The following is a 16,127-nucleotide window of genomic DNA, read 5'->3' on the forward strand; positions in this document are numbered from 1 at the left end:
GAGCTCACGCCTCCTTGACGCGGACCATGCCCTCCTGGGCGGTCGTGGCGACCAGCGTGCCGTCCTGGCTGAAGATCTCGCCGATCGACAGGCCGCGGCCGCTCACCGCGGAGGGGGAGCGCTGTGCGTAGAGCAACCAGTCGTCGGCCCGGACGTCCCGGTGGAACCACATCGAGTGGTCGAGGCTGGCGACGCGCAGGCGGCGGTCGGTCCAGACGAGGCCGTGGCGGCGCAGCACCGGCTCGAGGAGCGAGTAGTCGCTCGAGTAGGCGAGCACCGCTGCGTGCAGCAGCGGGTCGTCCGGGAGCCGGTCGACGGCGCGCATCCAGACGTGGTTGGCCGCGACCTGCTCTGGGCCGGCCTCGAGGAACATGTTGCTCTCCACCGGGCGCAGCTCGATCGGCCGTGAGTCCGCGATGTGTCGCGCGCCGGGGTGGTCGACGCCGCGGAAGGCGTCGGCCAGCGATGCCAGCCCGTCGGGCCCGGGGACGCTGGGCATCGAGTCCTGGTGGTCCAGACCCGCTGCGCGCTGCTGGAACGAGCACACCATCGACATGATCGGCGCGCCCTTCTGGACCGCGTGCACGCGGCGGGTGGAGAAGGAGTTGCCGTCCCGCATCTCCTCGACGGCGAAGCGGATCGGCAGCGTGTCGTCGCCGGGCCGCATGAAGTACCCGTGCAGGGAGTGGATCGGTCGGGGGGCCGCGGCGTCGTTGACATCGCGCACGGTGATGCCGGCCGCCATGACGCACTGGGCCAGCACCTGGCCCCCGAAGACCCGACCGTGCGGCATCTTCTGGCTGCGGCCCTCGAAGACGCGGGCGGAGGCGGCCCCGATCGACTCGGCGGCGTCGCGTCCTTGCACGTCGGTGACCGCGATGTGCGCGGTGCCGACGTCTCGCAGGCTCAGGACCTCGATGAGGTCCTCGAGCGGGGGCAGCGGGCGCGGCTCGGCCGTGGCGTCAGCACTCACAGGACGACCCTACTGGGCACCGGGCGGTGGCCGCGGCGACGCCCGCGGGAGGGTCACGCCTCCAACGCGAGCGCCATGGGCAGGACCGAGGGAGCGCCCGCCTCGCGCAGCAGCCCCGCGCAGACGGTGAGGGTCCACCGGGAGTCGGCGACGTCGTCGAGCAGCAGCACCGGACCCGGTATGCCGCCCAGTGCCGAGGCTAGCTCGGGACCGACCGCCAGCCGTTCCCAGACGTTGGCGAGCCGGAAGGCGCTGTTGCCGCCGGGCTCACCGATGGGACCGCCCTCGACGAGGTCGAGCGCGCCGAGGTACGGCAGCCGCCCGAGCTGTCCGAGCCCCGCCGCGAGGGAGCCGACCAGCATCGGCCGACGACGCGAGGGCACGGAGACGATGGCGGCGGGACGCTGCTGCCACCCCCAGCCCTTGAGGACGTCCACGCAAGCGCGCACCACCTCGGCGGGCACCTCCTGGTCCTCGCCGCGGAGCAGCATCCGCAGCCGTTGACCCCAACCCAGATCGCTGAGTCGGGCGACGGCGCGACCCTCCTCCATCGAGAGGGTGGGCGAGATCCTCCCCTTGAGCGGAACGCCGAGGCGGTCCATGCCCGAGGGCCACTGCGCGCGTGACTCGAGCACCACCCCGGGACGCTCGAGGCGCGACCGGGCGGTGTTGACGGCAGCTTCCGGAATGGTCGTCTCGAACCAGGGACCGGCGCAGCGGTCGCACCGCCCGCACGGCTCGGCTGAGTCGTCGTCGAGCGTCTCCTGCAGGAACGCCATGCGGCATCGGTCGGTGCGCTCGTAGTCGACCATGAGCTGCTGCTCACGCTCGCGGGCCTGCGTGACGCGCCCGTAGCGCTCGGCATCGTAGGTCCACGGCTCACCGGTCGCGGTCCAGCCGCCGGGGACGCGGTGCACGGCTCCGTCGACGTCGAGCACCTTGAGGAGCAGCTCGAGGCGGGTGCGCCTCACGTCGACGATCGACTCGAGCGCGACGGTCGACAGTGCCTTGGGCGAATCGGACAGGGCCCGCACGACGGCGTCGGCCTGGTCCTGCTTGGGCATCGAGGCCGAGGCGAAGTAGCGCCAGATGTCCTTGTCCTCCGGTCCGGGCATGAGCAGGACGTCGGCCCGCTCGGTGGCACGGCCGGCGCGACCGACCTGCTGGTAGTACGCGACCGGTGACGACGGGGCGCCGAGGTGCAGGACGAAGCCGAGGTCCGGTTTGTCGAAGCCCATGCCGAGGGCCGAGGTCGCGACCAGAGCCTTGACCTGGTTGTCGCGTAGGGCCTCCTCGAGCCGGATGCGCTCGCTGGGTTCCGTGCGGCCGGTGTAGGCGGCGACCTGGTGACCGGCCTCACGCAGGGCGGCGGCGACGTCCTCCGCAGCGGCGACTGTCAGGGCGTAGACGATGCCGGAGCCCGGCAGCTCCGCGAGGTGTGCGATGAGCCAGGCCAGCCGCTGCTCGGGGGCCGCGAGGGGCAGCACCCCGAGGCGCAGGGATGCCCGCGCCAGGGCGCCTCGCAGGGTCAGAACGTCGCGCCCGCCCGCGCCGAGCTGCTCGACCACGTCCGTGACAACCCGGGCGTTGGCGGTAGCCGTCGTCGCCAGCACCGGCGTTCGCTCCGGCAGGGTCGTGAGCAGGTCTCGGATGCGCCGGTAGTCGGGGCGGAAGTCGTGGCCCCAGTCGCTGATGCAGTGCGCCTCGTCGACCACGAGCAGCCCGCACGTCTCGGCGAGCGCAGGCAGCTGCTCGTCGCGAAAGCGGGGGTTGTTGAGCCGCTCGGGGCTCACCAGCAGCACGTCGACCTCGCCGCGCCCGAGCGCGCCCGACACCGCTCCCCACTCGTCGGCGTTGGTCGAGTTGAGCGTGACGGCCCTGATTCCGGCGCGCCCGGCAGCGGCGATCTGGTCGCGCATGAGCGCGAGGAGGGGGCTGACGATCACGGTGGGCCCGGCGCCCTCGGCGCGGCGAAGGGCGGTGGCGACGAAGTAGACCGCGGACTTGCCCCACCCGGTGCGCTGCACGACGAGGACCCGACGTCGGCCGGCCACGAGCTCGTTGATCGCCTCGAGCTGACCGTCGCGGAAGTCGACGTCGTCGCGGCCGACGAGGCGCCGCAGGGCCGTCGTGGCCCGCTCGCGCAGGGCGGGGTCGACCTCGGCGACGGCCGGTGCGGAGAGTGCCGAGGTGGTGGGTGACGTCATGGCACCCAACCTACGTCGACCCACCGACCGGGCCGACCGGCATACCCAGGCTGTGGACGGGACGGCCGCGAGAGAGGGGGCTGTGGACAGGTGCGACCCGGCGGGGCTGGAAGGATGGGGCGTATGACGCAGACGAGCGACGCGACCGGCAGCCCGCGCGAGGCCGAACCGCTGTCACGGCCGTATGCCGCGCACGTCGCCCTGCGCTGGTCCGACATGGACGCGTACGCGCACATCAACAACGTGCAGTTCCTGCGACTGCTCGAGGACGCTCGCGTCATTGCCTTCCGCGACTGGTTCGACGGTGGGGGAGCGGGTGACAAGTCCCTGCTCGACGAGGGCGTGCTCGTCTCCCGGCACGAGATCGAGTACCGCCGGCCCCTCGGCTTCCGGCACGCCCCCGTCGAGATCCAGCTGTGGGTCTCCCGCGTCGGAGGCGCCGGCTTCGACGTCGCCTACATCGTGACCGACCCCGACGGCGTGGGGGACGGCGAACGCCCGGTCTACGCCGTCGCGGAAACCGAGCTCGCCCTCTACGACTTCGCGAGCAAGTCGCCACGGCGTATCCGGCCCGAGGAGCGCGCGTCGGTGCTCGCCCACGTCGGCGGCCCCGCCCCGTTCCGGAGGCGGCGGCGGTGAGCGGCACGCCGCTCATCGACTTCGGCGACCCGCGCAGCCTCGCCGATCTCGGCACGTACTTGGCGCGGGCCAGCCGCGCCAACCCCGGCGGGGCGGTGCGCCTGCAGGTGCTGGGCAACCTGCTGGTCACCACTGTCGCCGTCATCGAGGGGACCGGCCTGATGGGTGACGGCACGGTCCTCGGCATGCGCGTCGTCCGCGTCGCTGCGTCCGACGCCGTCGACACCACGGTCGCCTTCGCGTCGGTCACCGACCGTCTCGCGCGCGAAGGCGGAGGCGCGGTGCTGAGCATCCCCCCGACCACCGTACGGGCACCCTGGAGCGGGCTCACCCCGCCCCGTGACGGATGGGAGCCGGTCGGCCAGATCGATGGCGCGGTCATCGACTCACTTGCGCGACAAGGCATCTCGCAGGTCGCCGAAGGCACGCCCGAGAACGCCGGTGGCCATGCGGTCGAGTCGCTCCGTCGGCGTACGTGGGGCGCGATGAGCGACACCGTGCCACCCATCACCACGGGGCTGGCGTTCGGCGCGCACGTCCTCGGCTTCACCACACCCGGCGAGCCCGCGTCGATCTCGGCGCACGGCCGTTGGACCCGTCTGACGACCTCACGCGGACACGTCCTCGTCCGCTGACCCGATGGCGTATGCCGTCTGGCGGCGGCGCTCCTCGCGCGCTGGCGCACGATTCGCTCGGGTGCGTCAGAGTCGTCCTGTCCAGGCCCCGCGCTCGACGAGCACGTCCTTGAGGACGTCGATGCGGTCGCTGACCAGGCCGTCGACACCGAGGTCGAGGAAATGCCTCATGGCGTCGGGGTCGTCGACGGTCCAGACGTGCACCTGCTTGCCGTGGCGGTGCGCGGTCTCGACGAGCCCACGGCTGACGATGGTCATGCGCCGACCGCGCACCGGGATCGAGGGCGGCACCTGGAAGACGTCGGCGGGGCTGCGCAGGAGGGCTGTCACGAAACGCGGCCCGAAGCGGGCCACGGCGGTGCCCATATACGCCGCTGCGGTGGCGACCGACCCGCGCGACAGTCGGCGGAAGTGGGAGATGCTGCGCTGGGAGAACGAGCCGACGCAGACCTGGTCATGCAATCCCCGTTCCTCGATGATGCGCCAGAGCGGCTCTGCCGTGCCGAGGGCCTTGAGGTCGATGTTGACATTGAGGTCGGGCCACGCGTCGAGCACGTCGGTGAGCAGCGGCACGTGCCCGCCGTCACCGACCTCAGCGTGCGACACCTCCGACCAGGGCAGGTCGCGAATCCGTCCCCGCGCGTTGCTGACCCGGTCGAGCCTGGTGTCGTGGAAGGCGACGAGCATCCCGTCGCGGGTGACGTGGACGTCGGTCTCGAGATGGGTGTAGCCGAGGTCCACCGCGTTGGCGAAGGCCGTCATGGTGTTCTCGAGCCCGACGTTGGGCTCATAGAGCGCCCCGCCCCGGTGAGCCAGCGCCACGGGAGTCCGGTCGAGGTAGGGGCGCGCCGTCACCATGGCGCCGAGGCTAGTCGTCGATGGTCAGTCGATGTCGGGCAGGCTTTCCAGTACGTGCTCCGCCCACTGTCGACCGACACTCGTCAGGTCGAACCAGATGAAGACGAAGAGCGGATCGACGTCGAGATCCGACCACATGGACAGGATTCGGCTGGCGTGTTCCTCGAGCGATCCGGGCCACGGACAGTGCTCACCACCGACAAGATCACCGACTCGTGCGTGCCCGTCCTGGAGTAGCCGTCGGGCCAGCCCGATGGCTACCAAGCGGTACTGCGCCTCCGACTGCGGACCGGCGTAGCGGGCGACGTCGAAGAAGTCGGCGGGCTGCAGCCAGTCATCGAGGCCGCGGGTCACGAGCAGCCCGTAGATGGTGTCCCGGTCCAGTCTGAGGTCAGGGTTGCGCCACTGCATCGATGTGCACCTTCTTGTAGTCGCCGTCGGGGAACCATACGTCGATCGATAGTCCGAACCGCGTCGAGGTGCGCTCACCGATGCGGAGTCCGTCATCGTGCTGCCACATGCTGCCGTCGTAGCTGTTTGGCACCTCTACACGTCTGGCATTCGCCGTGAGTTGTCTGAGTAGTGTCCGCAACTCATCTTCGGATTCAACGAGACGCACGTACTTTTGCCGTCCCTTCGGAAGCCGGGTCAGGATGCTTGCCACGTCGATTCGCTGATTCGCGACGTGGGCCCGGTCGGTGGGGCCGAGGCGGTCCTTGACTTGTTCCATCACGGACGAGGCGAGGTCTGGGCCGCCGTCCTTGAAGGCCGCGTCGGCGGCAGCTCGGATCTCGACGGCGCGCGCCGCGCGCAGGTCTGCGGCCTTGGGCAGCAGGGGCGCACGACCAGCACCAACCGCCAGTTGCGTCGTGACATCGGCGCAACCGCCGGTGAGCGCCTCGATGCGTGTGACGAGCCCGACGTGGCGGGCGTCGTCGAGCTCCGTCTGGGCGAGCTCGACGTTGGAGCGGATCAGAGAGATCACGAGGTCGTCGCCGGCAGAGCGGAGCGTGCCGCCGTCGGCGTAGGTGTGCACCGCGGTCACCAGGCCGGTGACCCCGCCATGGCGGATGTCGCCGACGACGTGCCTCGCCTCGGCAAGGCCCTGCCACGTCGAGCGGTTCAGGTCGTCCTGGCGCCGGGCGAGATCGACAAGGGCTGCAGACGCCGCCCGGTCGATGAACCCGAGTCGCACCAGGTGGGGCTGCGCGTCATCACCGGCCTCGACCGAGTCCCTGGCTGCCTGCAGCTCACGGTCGACGAGGCGGTCGTATGCCGCGCCGGTCCCTTTGGCGTGCAGCCCCATTCCGGTGTCGACGGCCAGCGCCCCCACGACACGCGTCAGCTCGCGGCTGTCGAGCCACGGCTCCATGCCGCGCGAGGTCGCGGCCGCATACCCCGCAGGTCGGGCGGAGGTCGAGACGGGCGCCGTGAGCGCGAGGTCGATGTTCTCGCGCATCGCCGAGAACCAGTCGGCGACGAGGTGCTCCACCGGCGCCGTCGCGCTCGTGTAGATCTGCGTCGTCGCCGGCTCCAGCATGGCGTGCGCACTCGTGCGCGAGACCTCGAGCATGACCCGTGCGCGGGTCTCGGCGGCACCCGCGGCCGTGCTCGCGGAGATGCTCGGCAGCAGCCAGGCGAGGTCTGCGTCCGTTGCCAAGCGCAGCTCCCGATGGCTCTCGATCCCGCTGGCGTCATAGGTGATCCACCGCCGGACGAGCTGCTCGCCGAGGGTCATCCGGTCGCCGCGCAGGTTTGACAGCGCCCCTCCTGCCACGGCCGAGCCGGGCAACGGCTCCGCCAGCAGCGCCCCGTGCTCCGCGGGATCGTCGCCGACCTGAGCCAGCAGGACGTGGACGGGATCACCGGTGTGGGACGCGTCGTCGAACCAGGACGCGAACGGTTCCTGCGCGTCGGCACGCAGGGTGGTCCCGTGCCGCAGCCGCGTGTCGGAGTCGCGCGTCTCGGAGATCTCGGCGGTGGCTGCCGCCACGGCCGCCCGGCGCGCCAGTCGAGCCGGCAGTCGACGGCCGTCGCCGATGGCGCGAGCCCCCGACAGCAGCTGCCCGAGCAGCCACGCACCGCTCGCTCGGCCCCCGCTGGACGCGTCGACGTGGACCCGGTCGACAGCCGCGACGAGGTCGTCGGCGACCAGTGCCGCGCCGGACGCCAGCTGTGCTCGTGTTCGCGGGTCCGTCCCGGGTGGCGGGGTGTGGCTCGTCGCGGTGAGCATGAGGGAGCCCAGCGCACCGAGGAGTCCACGCACGGTGTCGACGTGCGCGCCCGACTCACCCCTGGTGACGCCCGCACTCATGAGGAGCTGGAGCAGCCCGTCGGCACGGAGCTCCGAGAGCAGGGTCTGGGCGTAGACCGGGTCACCGCCCCTGGCCCCAATCTTCTTCGCGACCTGCCCCGCCAGCTCGGCGCCCACCGGCTCCGCCGCACCAGCGCCCCCGGCAAGCATCCGGCGCACCAGCGCGCTGTCGGCGAGCGCGGCGGCACGGGACTCCCGCGCCATAACGACGCCGTCCGCGAACCACAGACCACCGGTCACCGCGGAGCGCACGCGCTCGGCACTCGGCGTGGTGGTCGACGGGAGGGTCACGTCCGTGATCGCGGCGATGCCGCCCGCACAACGCCTCGCGGTGGCGCGCAGATCGTCGAGGACGGCGGCATACGACCGGCCCAGCCGCGCGCGACCCGCCGCCAGCTCGGCGCGGGAACGCTCCAGGCCCAGGACGCCGACCGCCCCAGTGGGGTCCGGAAGGCTCGCGACGCGCAGCGCCGTCAGGGCGTGCTCGGCCTCGAGTGCGTCCCACTGGCGCTGCAGCGAGCGCACGCGGGCGATCGTGTGGGTGAGCGCGGCGGCATACGTCTGCAGTGACCGCGACGTGCCGGACAGGCCTTCGACGACCCTTCGTGACCGGCGCCCGAGCTCGTCCGCCTCCGTCCGCGCGGCCGCCGCCGCGTCACCGGTCCAGACGGCGCCGAGCCTGGCCCCGAGCGTCCCGCGCACCGTGGTCGTCGACAGCGCGCGTGAGGCCGCCCGGTCGAGGGCACACGCGGCCGCGCGGAGGCCGGCGGGGTCCCCGGCTGCCAGGGGGAGAGCGACCTCGCCTGGGACGACCTCCGCGGGATGGCCAAGCTCGTGGACGCGGCTCATCTATGATCTGGCGAACCCGCAAGCACGGCAGGCGCGCTCGCCGCCACGTGGGCGAAGCCGGCTGTGATGAAGAGCTCCACCGACCGCGCCTGCGCCGTGGACTGGTCGAGGCGGTCCCCGAGGGCGGCGGCCGCATCGGCGACAGCGTCGAGGGCGTGCGCGTGCACGACGCGGAAGCGCTCCAGGGCGGCCCGGAGACCGTCACCCTCGGTCCCCGCGGAGGTCATCGCCCCGGCCGTCGCGCCGGCAACCAGCGACGCGCACTCACGCAGCTCGACGGGATCGCCAGCCAGCGCGAGCCGCTCGCCGGAGACCCCGTCGGTGTCGATGGCGTAACGCGTCATGCACCGACCGTAGGAAATGTGCGCCCACCGGCCGGGCCGTCATCCACAGGCACGGTATGCCGCGAGGCCCCCGTCCGAGGGACAGGGGCCTCACGTGGGTGGAGCGGCCGCGCCGCCCCTCAGGTGCTCAGGACCAGCGGGCCCACACCGTCGTGTCCGTCGGGACGAGGCCGTCCTCGAGGGGCCCTGAGGCGACGATGACCTCCGCGCCCTCCGGGAGCTCCACGGGCTCCGCGCCGAGGTTCGCGACGACGAGGACGCGGTCACGGTGCGACGAGCCGTTGGCCAGGGCCACGACCTCTGCGCCGTACCCCTCGACCCACGTCAGCGAGCCGGTACCGAGCGAGAGCTCACGGCGTGCGGAGAGGAGCGAGCGGTAGAGCTCCAGAGTCGAGCCCGCCACGCCTTCCTGGCGGTCGACGGCATACTCCGCGTAGACGTCGGGCTGGGGCAGCCACGTGCTGGCGCCGGGACCGAAGCCCAGGGACGGGCCGTCGGCCGACCAGGGGATCGGGACGCGGCAGCCGTCGCGGCCCGTCTCGGCGCCGTCCGTGCGGGCGAAGGTGGGGTCCTGACGGAACTCGGCCGGCATGTCGGTCGAGTCGGGCAGGCCGAGCTCCTCGCCCTGGTAGATGTAGGCGCCGCCGGGGAGGGCGAGCATGAGGGTCGTGGCGGCGCGGGCGCGGCGCAGGCCGAGGGCGCGGTCGGGCTGGGGGTCGGTGGCCGAGATGCCGTTCATCCGCGGTGTGCCCGGCGCGTAGCCGAGGCGCGAGGCGTGCCGGACGACGTCGTGGTTCGAGAGGACCCACGTCGACGGTGCGCCGACGGAGTCCGCAGCGTGCAGCGACGAGGTGATCACGGCACGCAGGTCCTCGGCGATCCACGACGTGGTGAGGAAGTCGAAGTTGAAGGCCTGGTGCATCTCGTCGGACCGGACGTACTTGACGGCCCGCTCCTGTGGCTCGACCCACGCCTCGGCGCAGAGGATGCGGTCGGGGGTGCCGTACGACTCGAGGATCTTGCGCCACGAGCGGTAGACCTCGTGCACGCCGTCCTGGTCCCACATCGGGCTGCGCTTCGTGTGGTCGAGGCGCGGCGCCTCCTCGACGGCCGCCTGGTGGTGACCCTCCGCCTCGTGCTCGGCGTGCCCGAGCATCGTCGTGCGCTCCTCCTGGGTGTCGGGCAGGCCCTGCTCCTTGATCAGCCCGTGCGCCACGTCCACGCGGAACCCGTCGACGCCCCGGTCGAGCCAGAAGCGCAGGATCGACTCGAACTCGCCACGGACCTCAGGGTGCTCCCAGTTGAAGTCGGGCTGCTTGGGGTCGAAGAGGTGCAGGTACCACTGTCCGGCCTTGCCGTCCGCCTCGGTGACGCGCGTCCAGGCGGCGCCGCCGAACACCGACTCCCAGTTGTTGGGGGGCAGCTCGCCGTGCTCGCCACGACCCTCGCGGAACATGTAGCGCTCGCGCTCGGCGCTGCCCGGGCCCGCGGCCAGGGCGGCCTGGAACCAGGCGTGCTCGTCGGAGGAGTGGTTGGGCACCAGGTCGACGATGATTTTGAGGCCGAGCTCGCGGGCGCGGGCGATCATGGCGTCGGCGTCCTCGAGCGAGCCGAAGATGGGGTCGATGTCACGGTAGTCGGCGACGTCGTAGCCGGCGTCGGCCTGCGGCGAGGTGTAGAAGGGCGAGAGCCAGATGGCGTCGACACCGAGGCTGCGCAGATGGCCGAGGCGCGCGGTGATGCCGGGCAGGTCGCCGATGCCGTCGCCGTCGCTGTCGGCCCACGAGCGGGGGTAGATCTGGTAGATGACCGCGTGCCGCCACCAGGCGGCGTCGGCGTGGTCCGCGGCGTGGACGGGGGTGGCGTTCTCGCGCACCTCGAGGTCGTGCGCCGGGTGGTTCAGGGTCTGGGTTGCTGATCGCGTCACGAGCCACCATCGTTCCGCATTCGGTCGAAAACTCAAAGAAAGTTGCTGCAACTTCTTGCATCGTGTCCTCGGCGCCCACGCTGTCCCCGCTCGTCGGTAGGAACGGTCCATGAAGACCGGCTTCGTCGTCCCGTACGCCACCGAGCGCGAGTTCGCCGAGCTCGCGCGGATCGGGGAGGAGCGGGGATGGGACGCCGTGGTCGGCTGGGAGGCGCTCTACGGGGTCGAGGCGTGGTGCAGCTCGGGGCGGACGCCATGGTCACCGAGCGCATCCCCTCGGCACAACTGCTGGCGCCGGCCTCCCGGCACCGCCCGTGGGACCTCGCCTCCCGCGTCGTCGGGTCCGTCGACCGCATCAGTGAAGGCCGGGCCTTCCTGTCGTTCGGCCTCGGCGCCCGGCACCGAGGGTGGACCGCGTTCGAGCCCGACGAGGGCCGTGCCGTTCGTGCCAGCAAGCTCGACGAGTGCCTCGCCGTCTTCGCCGGTCTGCTCGACGACCCCGCGACCTTCACGTATGCGGGCGAGCACTACAGCGCCGGACCCAACGACTTCATGCTCCCGCCGCGCACTCCGCAGCGTCCGCACCCGGCCGCGTGGGAGCAGGCCGGAGGCACCTGGTGGATCGAGAGCTGGTGGGACGTGTCGCATGGGCCCGAGGGCCCGGCCCAGGTGCGCCGTCGGGTCGAGGCAGGGCCGCCGACAGCTCCCTGGCCCTCGTGGACTCGGGCTCCGGACCCCGAGACAGCGCGCGTATGCCGCGTGCCCGAGGGCGTGTCAGGCCTCGTGGCGCGGCTGTTGCGCGAGCAGCTCGCGGTGCTCGTCGGTGAGTGCCGTGAGCCGGTGCAGGTAGTCGGTCATGAACTCGAGCTGCTCGGTGTCCAGCTCCTCCAGCATGGGCTGGCCGGCCCGGACGAGCGGACCGTAGGCCTCCCACGTGCGTGCCTGGCCGAGCTCGGTCATCTCCACGAGCACGGTGCGCCGGTCGGCCTCCGAGCGTGTCCGGCGGACCAGTCCGCGCTTCGCCAGTCGGTCGATGAGAGCCGTGGTCGCGGCCGGGCGCAGACCCGTGGCGGTGCTCAGCTGGCCGGCGGACTTCGCTCCGTCGACGAGCCAGTCGAGGCAGCGCAGGTCGGCCGGCCCCAGTCCCAGCCGACGGCCGACCGTGTCGTCGAAGGCCTGAACCGAGCGCTGGTACTGCTGCATCGCCTCGCCGAGCGCCTGGGTGAGCTGCGCTCGAGTGCGGGGGGAGGCTTGACGGGAAGGCGTCACCGGACTTACCTTTCGAATCTCGAAACATTCGAATCTCGTAGGGAAGGCTACCAAGATGAAGGCTCTCGTCGTGGGAGGCGGCATCGCCGGTCCAAGCGTGGCACTCGCCCTGCACCAGGTCGGGGTCGAGACCACCGTCCTCGAGGCGTGGCCGCGCTCCGACGGCGAGGCCGGGTCCTGGTTCACACTCGCCCCGAACGGGTTGAACGCCCTCGACGTGCTCGGCGCACGCCACCTGGCGACCCGCATCGGCTTCCCCAGCGACCGCAACGTCATGGTCGGCGCCACCGGGCGCGTGCTCGGGTCGATGGGTCTCGGCGTCCCACTTGACGACGGCACGGTCGCGGTGACCATGAAGCGCTCACGCCTCGCCGCGGCACTCGTCAGCGAGGCAGAACGGCGGGGGATCGACGTTCGCCACGACAGCCGGGTCGTCGACGTCGCGGGCCGGCCGGACGGCGTGAGCCTGACGCTCGAGGACGGCACGACGCTGGGCGCCGACCTGCTCGTCGGCGCGGACGGGGTCCGCTCGACGGTCCGGGAGGTCATCGACCCCGACGCCTCGCCGGCCCGCTACGTGGGGCTGACGAACTTCGGCGGCATCACCAAGGGGACGCCGCTCGCCGCGACGCTGCCGGCGCGCCAGTGGCACTTCGTCTTCGGGTCCCGCGCCTTCTTCGGGGCCCACCCGACGCCGGAGGGCGACGTGGTCTGGTTCGTCAACGTCCCCGGGCCGGCCGTCAGCGCGGCCGAACGGGCGGCCCGCACCCCGGACCAGTGGCGGGACTGGCTCGTGGGACTGCTCGCCACCGACACGGGACCCGCCGCCGAGCTGGTCCGCACCGGGCGCCTGGAGCTCTGGGCCGACAACACCCACGACCTGCCGCGGGTCGCCCACTGGCACCGTGACTGCATGGTCCTGGTCGGCGACGCGGCCCACGCACCGTCGCCGAGCTCGGGTCAGGGTGCTTCCCTCGCCCTCGAGGACGCGGTGGTCCTCGCCACGTGCCTGCGCGACGCGGACACGGTCGAGGAGGCCCTGACGGCATACGACCACGCCCGGCGCGACCGCGTCGAGCGCATCGTCGCCGCCGGAGCGCGCAGCAGCAGCTCCAAGATCCCCGGGCGCGCTGGGCGCGCCGTCCGCGACGCGATGATGCGCCTGGTCTTCCGCTTGGTCGTCACCGAGCGCTCCAGCGCGTGGATCACCGGGCACCGGGTCCGCTGGGAGCCTGAGGCACAGCCGGCGCTACCGTCGGGAGCATGACGACCTTTGTCACGGCAGCGTTCTGCCTCCTCCGCGACGGACAGCTGCTGACCGTCCGCAAGGCCGGCTCGACCCGCTTCATGCTGCCCGGCGGCAAGATCGACCCCGGCGAGAACGCGCGCGAGGCAGCCGTGCGCGAAGTCATGGAGGAGGTCGGCATCGACGTGTCGGTCGTAGGTGAGCCGCTGGGCCGCTTCCACGACGTCGCAGCCAACGAGCCGGACGCCTGGGTCGACGCCACCGTCTACGTCGCCGACCTGCGAGCAGACGACACCCCGGCCCCGCTCGCCGAGATCGCCGAGCAGCGGTGGCTGCCACTTGTCGGCGAGCTGCCGCCCGATCTGGCGCCCCTGCTGCGCAACCATGTCGTGCCCGCGCTGCGGGAGCTCCTGGAGACACGCCGGGGGGCGCCACCCAGCTTCGGGTGACGCCCCTTCGCCGGAGGGCGCGGTCAGCGCGGCCCGTGGTGCATGTCGATGACGCCGGCCTTCGCAGCCTTCTTCACGGCGTCCGCCTCCGACTGCGTCAGCGTGCCGTCCTTGACCGCTTGGGCGAGCCGGTCGTCGAAGGCCTTCTGCTCGTCGGCATCGTGGGCGGCGCGCAGGTCGGCGAAAGCCGCCTTGACCTTGGCCGCATCGATGCCCAGCTTGCTCGCCAGCTTCGTGGCGAGCTCGTCCTGGCGGGTCGCGGGGTCCGGCTTCGTCGCCGACCCCTGGCCGGGCGTCCGGCCGGCCCTCAGCTCGTCACGCACGGCCGTGAGCGCGTCCCGCAGCTTGGTCCGGTCGACGCCCAGCTTGGTGGCCAGCGCAGCGAGGTCGGCGCCCCTGCCCATGCCCCTCCCCATGCCGCCGTGTCGGCCACCGGGCCCCCAGCCCTTGCCGGGCGTGCTGTCCGTCGTGCCTTGGTTCGGGTCTCCCTGGGTGGAGGTCGCCGTCGGGGTCGGGGTCGTCGTACTCGCGTCGTCGGCCCGGGCGCCCTGCGAGACGCCGAGCCCGATGACGGCCGCTGCAGCGCCCACCGCTGCCACGCCCACTGCCTTCTTGCTGATCGCCACCATGCCGATTCCCCTCTGTCGTGGGTCGTCCGACCGCGCGTCCGACCGTGGATCACTGCCCCAAGGGAACACCCGCGGGGGCGGGCGCCACCCGTGAATGCGCTGTGAGTTGCTGTGAGTCGACGTGCTCTGAGTCCAGGCGACCTCCGGCCGGCCCGCTCAGAAGATACCTTCCGGCCCCGGCGCGTTGACGAGGGAGTACGCCGCTCGGGTCAGGTAGTCGCGGAGGCGCTCGTCGTTCTCCGGCGAGAGCTCGAGGGTGTCGACGGCGTTCATCATGTGCAGCAGCCAGCGGTCGCGCATGTCGGGCGTCACGGAGAACGGCATGTGACGCATCCGCAGCCGCGGGTGCCCTCGCTGCTCCGAGTAGGTGGTGGGCCCGCCCCAGTACTGCTCGAAGAACATCCGCAGCCGCTCCTGCGCGGGAGCGAGATCCTGCTCGGGGTAGAGGGCGCGCAGCGGTTCGTCCTCGGCGACGCCGCGGTAGAACTCACGCACCAGCTTGGCGAAGGTCTCGTGGCCGCCGAAGTCGTCGTAGTAGGTCACTGTCACAGTCTCCCAGAGCGGTCGGGGCGTACAGGCTCGGGCCGCGTCCGGCCGTCAGCGACTCAGCGGCCGTCAGTGCGGAGCGGCTCCGCCGTAGGGCGGCATCACCGGCATCGGGCTGCGGACGCCGGCACGGTCCAACGCCGCCTTGATCCGCTCACGCATCTCACGTTGCACGCCGAACTGCTCGTTGGCGACGGTCTTGGCGATGATCCGGATGGTGATGGCACCGTTCGCGATCGACTCCACCCCGACGACGTTGGGCTCCTCGAGCAGGATGTCCTTGTACGCGTCGTCGTCGTCCATGACGCCCACCACGTCCCGGATGACGGTGACGGCCTTCTCGACGTCCTGGTCGTAGGCGATGGGGATGTCGACGAGCGCCGTGGACCATCCCTGTGTCTTGTTGCCGACGCGGACGATCTCGCCGTTGCGGACGTACCAGGTCATGCCGTTCGCGTCGCGCAGCTGGGTCACGCGCAGCGAGACGTTCTCGACCGTGCCGACCACCTCGCCGGTGTCGATGACGTCGCCGACGCCGTACTGGTCCTCGACGATCATGAAGACGCCGGAGAGGAAGTCCTTGACCAGGCTCTGGGCGCCGAACGCCAGGGCAACGCCTCCGACGCTGGCCGAGGCGAGCATCGGGCCGAGCGGGATGCCGACGAGCGAGAGCACAGTCAGGGCGGTGATGCCGAGGACGACGAACGTCGAGATGCTCTTGAGCAGGGCGCCCATCGTCTGGGTGCGCTGGACGTGGCGCACGTTGGCGACCCCCAGGCCCTGCAGTGCGCGGCCGGCGCCGGGGATGCTCGCGATGCGCTCGGCCCGCCGGGACGTCGCCGTGATGACCACGCGGTCGATGACCCGGTGCAGGACGAAGCGGGACACGAGGCCGACCACCACCACCGTGAGGATGAGCAGCGGCGTGCCAACCAGCCATTCGCCCACCCCAGCCCAGGTCAGGCCGGACAGGTCGGGCACGGAGAGGTTCACGGGCAGCTCCTGCGACGGAGATGGACTCGGGGTGGGGCTCGGTGGCGGAGTCGGCGCGAAGGTGCCGGTCGGTACCGGGGTGGTGAGGGCGAGCGAGGTCAGGGTCGTGAAGGCGTGGATCACAGGGGTCTCAGTCAGGTCTTGGTCGAAGGTCGTGCTCGTGCCGTCGTGCGCGTGCCGTAGTGCCGCTCGTGGGCGCCGGTGGGCCTGGAGCCGGACGAGGGCGGAGTGGGGGGGGGGGGGGGGGGG

At 72.0% G+C, this 16,127-nt stretch carries 15 protein-coding genes; 4 read left to right on the forward strand and 11 right to left on the reverse strand.

The genetic code is table 11. The features are described 5' to 3' along the window. Positions 1-4 precede the first annotated feature (4 nt). Complete coding sequence (locus AC3WRT_RS11505) at positions 5-973, reverse strand: acyl-CoA thioesterase (protein WP_492721993.1); 969 nt, start codon at positions 971-973, stop codon at positions 5-7. A 53-nt stretch (positions 974-1,026) separates the two neighbouring features. Then, positions 1,027-3,180: a RecQ family ATP-dependent DNA helicase gene (locus AC3WRT_RS11510; RefSeq protein ID WP_492721995.1), complete on the reverse strand. Its 2,154-nt coding sequence runs from the start codon at positions 3,178-3,180 to the stop codon at positions 1,027-1,029. Positions 3,181-3,303: 123 nt separating this feature from the next. Here AC3WRT_RS11510 and AC3WRT_RS11515 point away from each other — a divergent pair, with 123 nt between their 5' ends. Continuing rightward, positions 3,304-3,819: an acyl-CoA thioesterase gene (locus AC3WRT_RS11515; protein WP_492721996.1), complete on the forward strand. Its 516-nt coding sequence runs from the start codon at positions 3,304-3,306 to the stop codon at positions 3,817-3,819. Beyond that, positions 3,816-4,454, forward strand: a complete 639-nt coding sequence (locus AC3WRT_RS11520) for a DUF8185 domain-containing protein (RefSeq protein ID WP_492721998.1) — start codon at positions 3,816-3,818, stop codon at positions 4,452-4,454. The genes AC3WRT_RS11515 and AC3WRT_RS11520 overlap by 4 nt, the downstream gene beginning before the upstream one ends. Positions 4,455-4,520: 66 nt before the next feature. On the opposite strand, the gene AC3WRT_RS11525 is transcribed toward AC3WRT_RS11520, so the two are convergent. The 6 genes from AC3WRT_RS11525 to AC3WRT_RS11550 form a co-directional block, all read right to left on the reverse strand. Further along, positions 4,521-5,312, reverse strand: coding sequence for a glycerophosphodiester phosphodiesterase family protein (locus AC3WRT_RS11525; protein WP_492722000.1), 792 nt, complete (start codon positions 5,310-5,312; stop codon positions 4,521-4,523). A gap of 24 nt (positions 5,313-5,336) precedes the next feature. Then, positions 5,337-5,723 carry a hypothetical protein gene (locus AC3WRT_RS11530; protein WP_492722002.1) on the reverse strand — a complete coding sequence of 129 codons (387 nt, stop codon included), beginning with the start codon at positions 5,721-5,723 and terminating at the stop codon, positions 5,337-5,339. After that, the gene (locus tag AC3WRT_RS11535) at positions 5,704-8,475 is read right to left on the reverse strand and encodes a hypothetical protein (protein ID WP_492722004.1); all 2,772 of its coding nucleotides are present in this window, start codon (positions 8,473-8,475) and stop codon (positions 5,704-5,706) included. The genes AC3WRT_RS11530 and AC3WRT_RS11535 overlap by 20 nt, the downstream gene beginning before the upstream one ends. Further along, the gene (locus tag AC3WRT_RS11540) at positions 8,472-8,819 is read right to left on the reverse strand and encodes a hypothetical protein (RefSeq protein WP_492722006.1); all 348 of its coding nucleotides are present in this window, start codon (positions 8,817-8,819) and stop codon (positions 8,472-8,474) included. Before AC3WRT_RS11540 ends, AC3WRT_RS11535 begins: the two co-directional genes overlap by 4 nt. Before the next feature lie 127 nt (positions 8,820-8,946). Then, on the reverse strand, positions 8,947-10,695 hold the full coding sequence (locus tag AC3WRT_RS11545) for a glycoside hydrolase family 13 protein (protein WP_492722074.1): 1,749 nt from the start codon (positions 10,693-10,695) through the stop codon (positions 8,947-8,949). An 825-nt stretch (positions 10,696-11,520) separates the two neighbouring features. Further along, a complete protein-coding gene (locus AC3WRT_RS11550; RefSeq protein ID WP_492722008.1) occupies positions 11,521-12,015 on the reverse strand; it encodes a MarR family winged helix-turn-helix transcriptional regulator in 495 nt (164 codons plus the stop codon). 55 nt (positions 12,016-12,070) lie between these two features. On the opposite strand from AC3WRT_RS11550, the gene AC3WRT_RS11555 reads away from it, so the two are divergent. Together AC3WRT_RS11555 and AC3WRT_RS11560 are read left to right on the forward strand one after the other, a co-directional pair. Further along, on the forward strand, positions 12,071-13,282 hold the full coding sequence (locus AC3WRT_RS11555; RefSeq protein ID WP_492722010.1) for an FAD-dependent oxidoreductase: 1,212 nt from the start codon (positions 12,071-12,073) through the stop codon (positions 13,280-13,282). Continuing rightward, positions 13,279-13,710 (forward strand): NUDIX hydrolase, encoded by a 432-nt coding sequence (locus AC3WRT_RS11560; RefSeq protein ID WP_492722012.1) that lies wholly within the window; start codon positions 13,279-13,281, stop codon positions 13,708-13,710. The genes AC3WRT_RS11555 and AC3WRT_RS11560 overlap by 4 nt, the downstream gene beginning before the upstream one ends. A gap of 23 nt (positions 13,711-13,733) precedes the next feature. Here the strand turns inward: AC3WRT_RS11560 and AC3WRT_RS11565 are convergent, their stop codons facing one another. The 3 genes from AC3WRT_RS11565 to AC3WRT_RS11575 all read right to left on the reverse strand — a co-directional run bounded on the left by AC3WRT_RS11565 (position 13,734) and on the right by AC3WRT_RS11575 (position 15,878). After that, the gene (locus AC3WRT_RS11565; RefSeq protein ID WP_492722014.1) at positions 13,734-14,339 is read right to left on the reverse strand and encodes a hypothetical protein; all 606 of its coding nucleotides are present in this window, start codon (positions 14,337-14,339) and stop codon (positions 13,734-13,736) included. 156 nt (positions 14,340-14,495) lie between these two features. Continuing rightward, positions 14,496-14,882 (reverse strand): globin, encoded by a 387-nt coding sequence (locus AC3WRT_RS11570; protein ID WP_492722016.1) that lies wholly within the window; start codon positions 14,880-14,882, stop codon positions 14,496-14,498. Positions 14,883-14,954: 72 nt separating this feature from the next. Continuing rightward, a complete protein-coding gene (locus AC3WRT_RS11575; RefSeq protein ID WP_492722017.1) occupies positions 14,955-15,878 on the reverse strand; it encodes a mechanosensitive ion channel family protein in 924 nt (307 codons plus the stop codon). Positions 15,879-16,127 lie beyond the last annotated feature (249 nt).

The organism is Terrabacter sp. FW104-15G4B, assembly GCF_058790095.1.

What these genes read in the sequence shown, in the direction of transcription:
- AC3WRT_RS11565 (WP_492722014.1), bottom strand. Translation starts at nt 14,339, where the DNA reads ATGGTGGCGATCAGCAAGAAGGCAGTGGGCGTGGCAGCGGTGGGCGCT.
- AC3WRT_RS11530 (WP_492722002.1), bottom strand. Translation starts at nt 5,723, where the DNA reads ATGCAGTGGCGCAACCCTGACCTCAGACTGGACCGGGACACCATCTAC.
- AC3WRT_RS11555 (WP_492722010.1), top strand. Translation starts at nt 12,071, where the DNA reads ATGAAGGCTCTCGTCGTGGGAGGCGGCATCGCCGGTCCAAGCGTGGCA.
- AC3WRT_RS11540 (WP_492722006.1), bottom strand. Translation starts at nt 8,819, where the DNA reads ATGACGCGTTACGCCATCGACACCGACGGGGTCTCCGGCGAGCGGCTC.
- AC3WRT_RS11510 (WP_492721995.1), bottom strand. Translation starts at nt 3,180, where the DNA reads ATGACGTCACCCACCACCTCGGCACTCTCCGCACCGGCCGTCGCCGAG.
- AC3WRT_RS11535 (WP_492722004.1), bottom strand. Translation starts at nt 8,475, where the DNA reads ATGAGCCGCGTCCACGAGCTTGGCCATCCCGCGGAGGTCGTCCCAGGC.
- AC3WRT_RS11560 (WP_492722012.1), top strand. Translation starts at nt 13,279, where the DNA reads ATGACGACCTTTGTCACGGCAGCGTTCTGCCTCCTCCGCGACGGACAG.
- AC3WRT_RS11515 (WP_492721996.1), top strand. Translation starts at nt 3,304, where the DNA reads ATGACGCAGACGAGCGACGCGACCGGCAGCCCGCGCGAGGCCGAACCG.
- AC3WRT_RS11525 (WP_492722000.1), bottom strand. Translation starts at nt 5,312, where the DNA reads ATGGTGACGGCGCGCCCCTACCTCGACCGGACTCCCGTGGCGCTGGCT.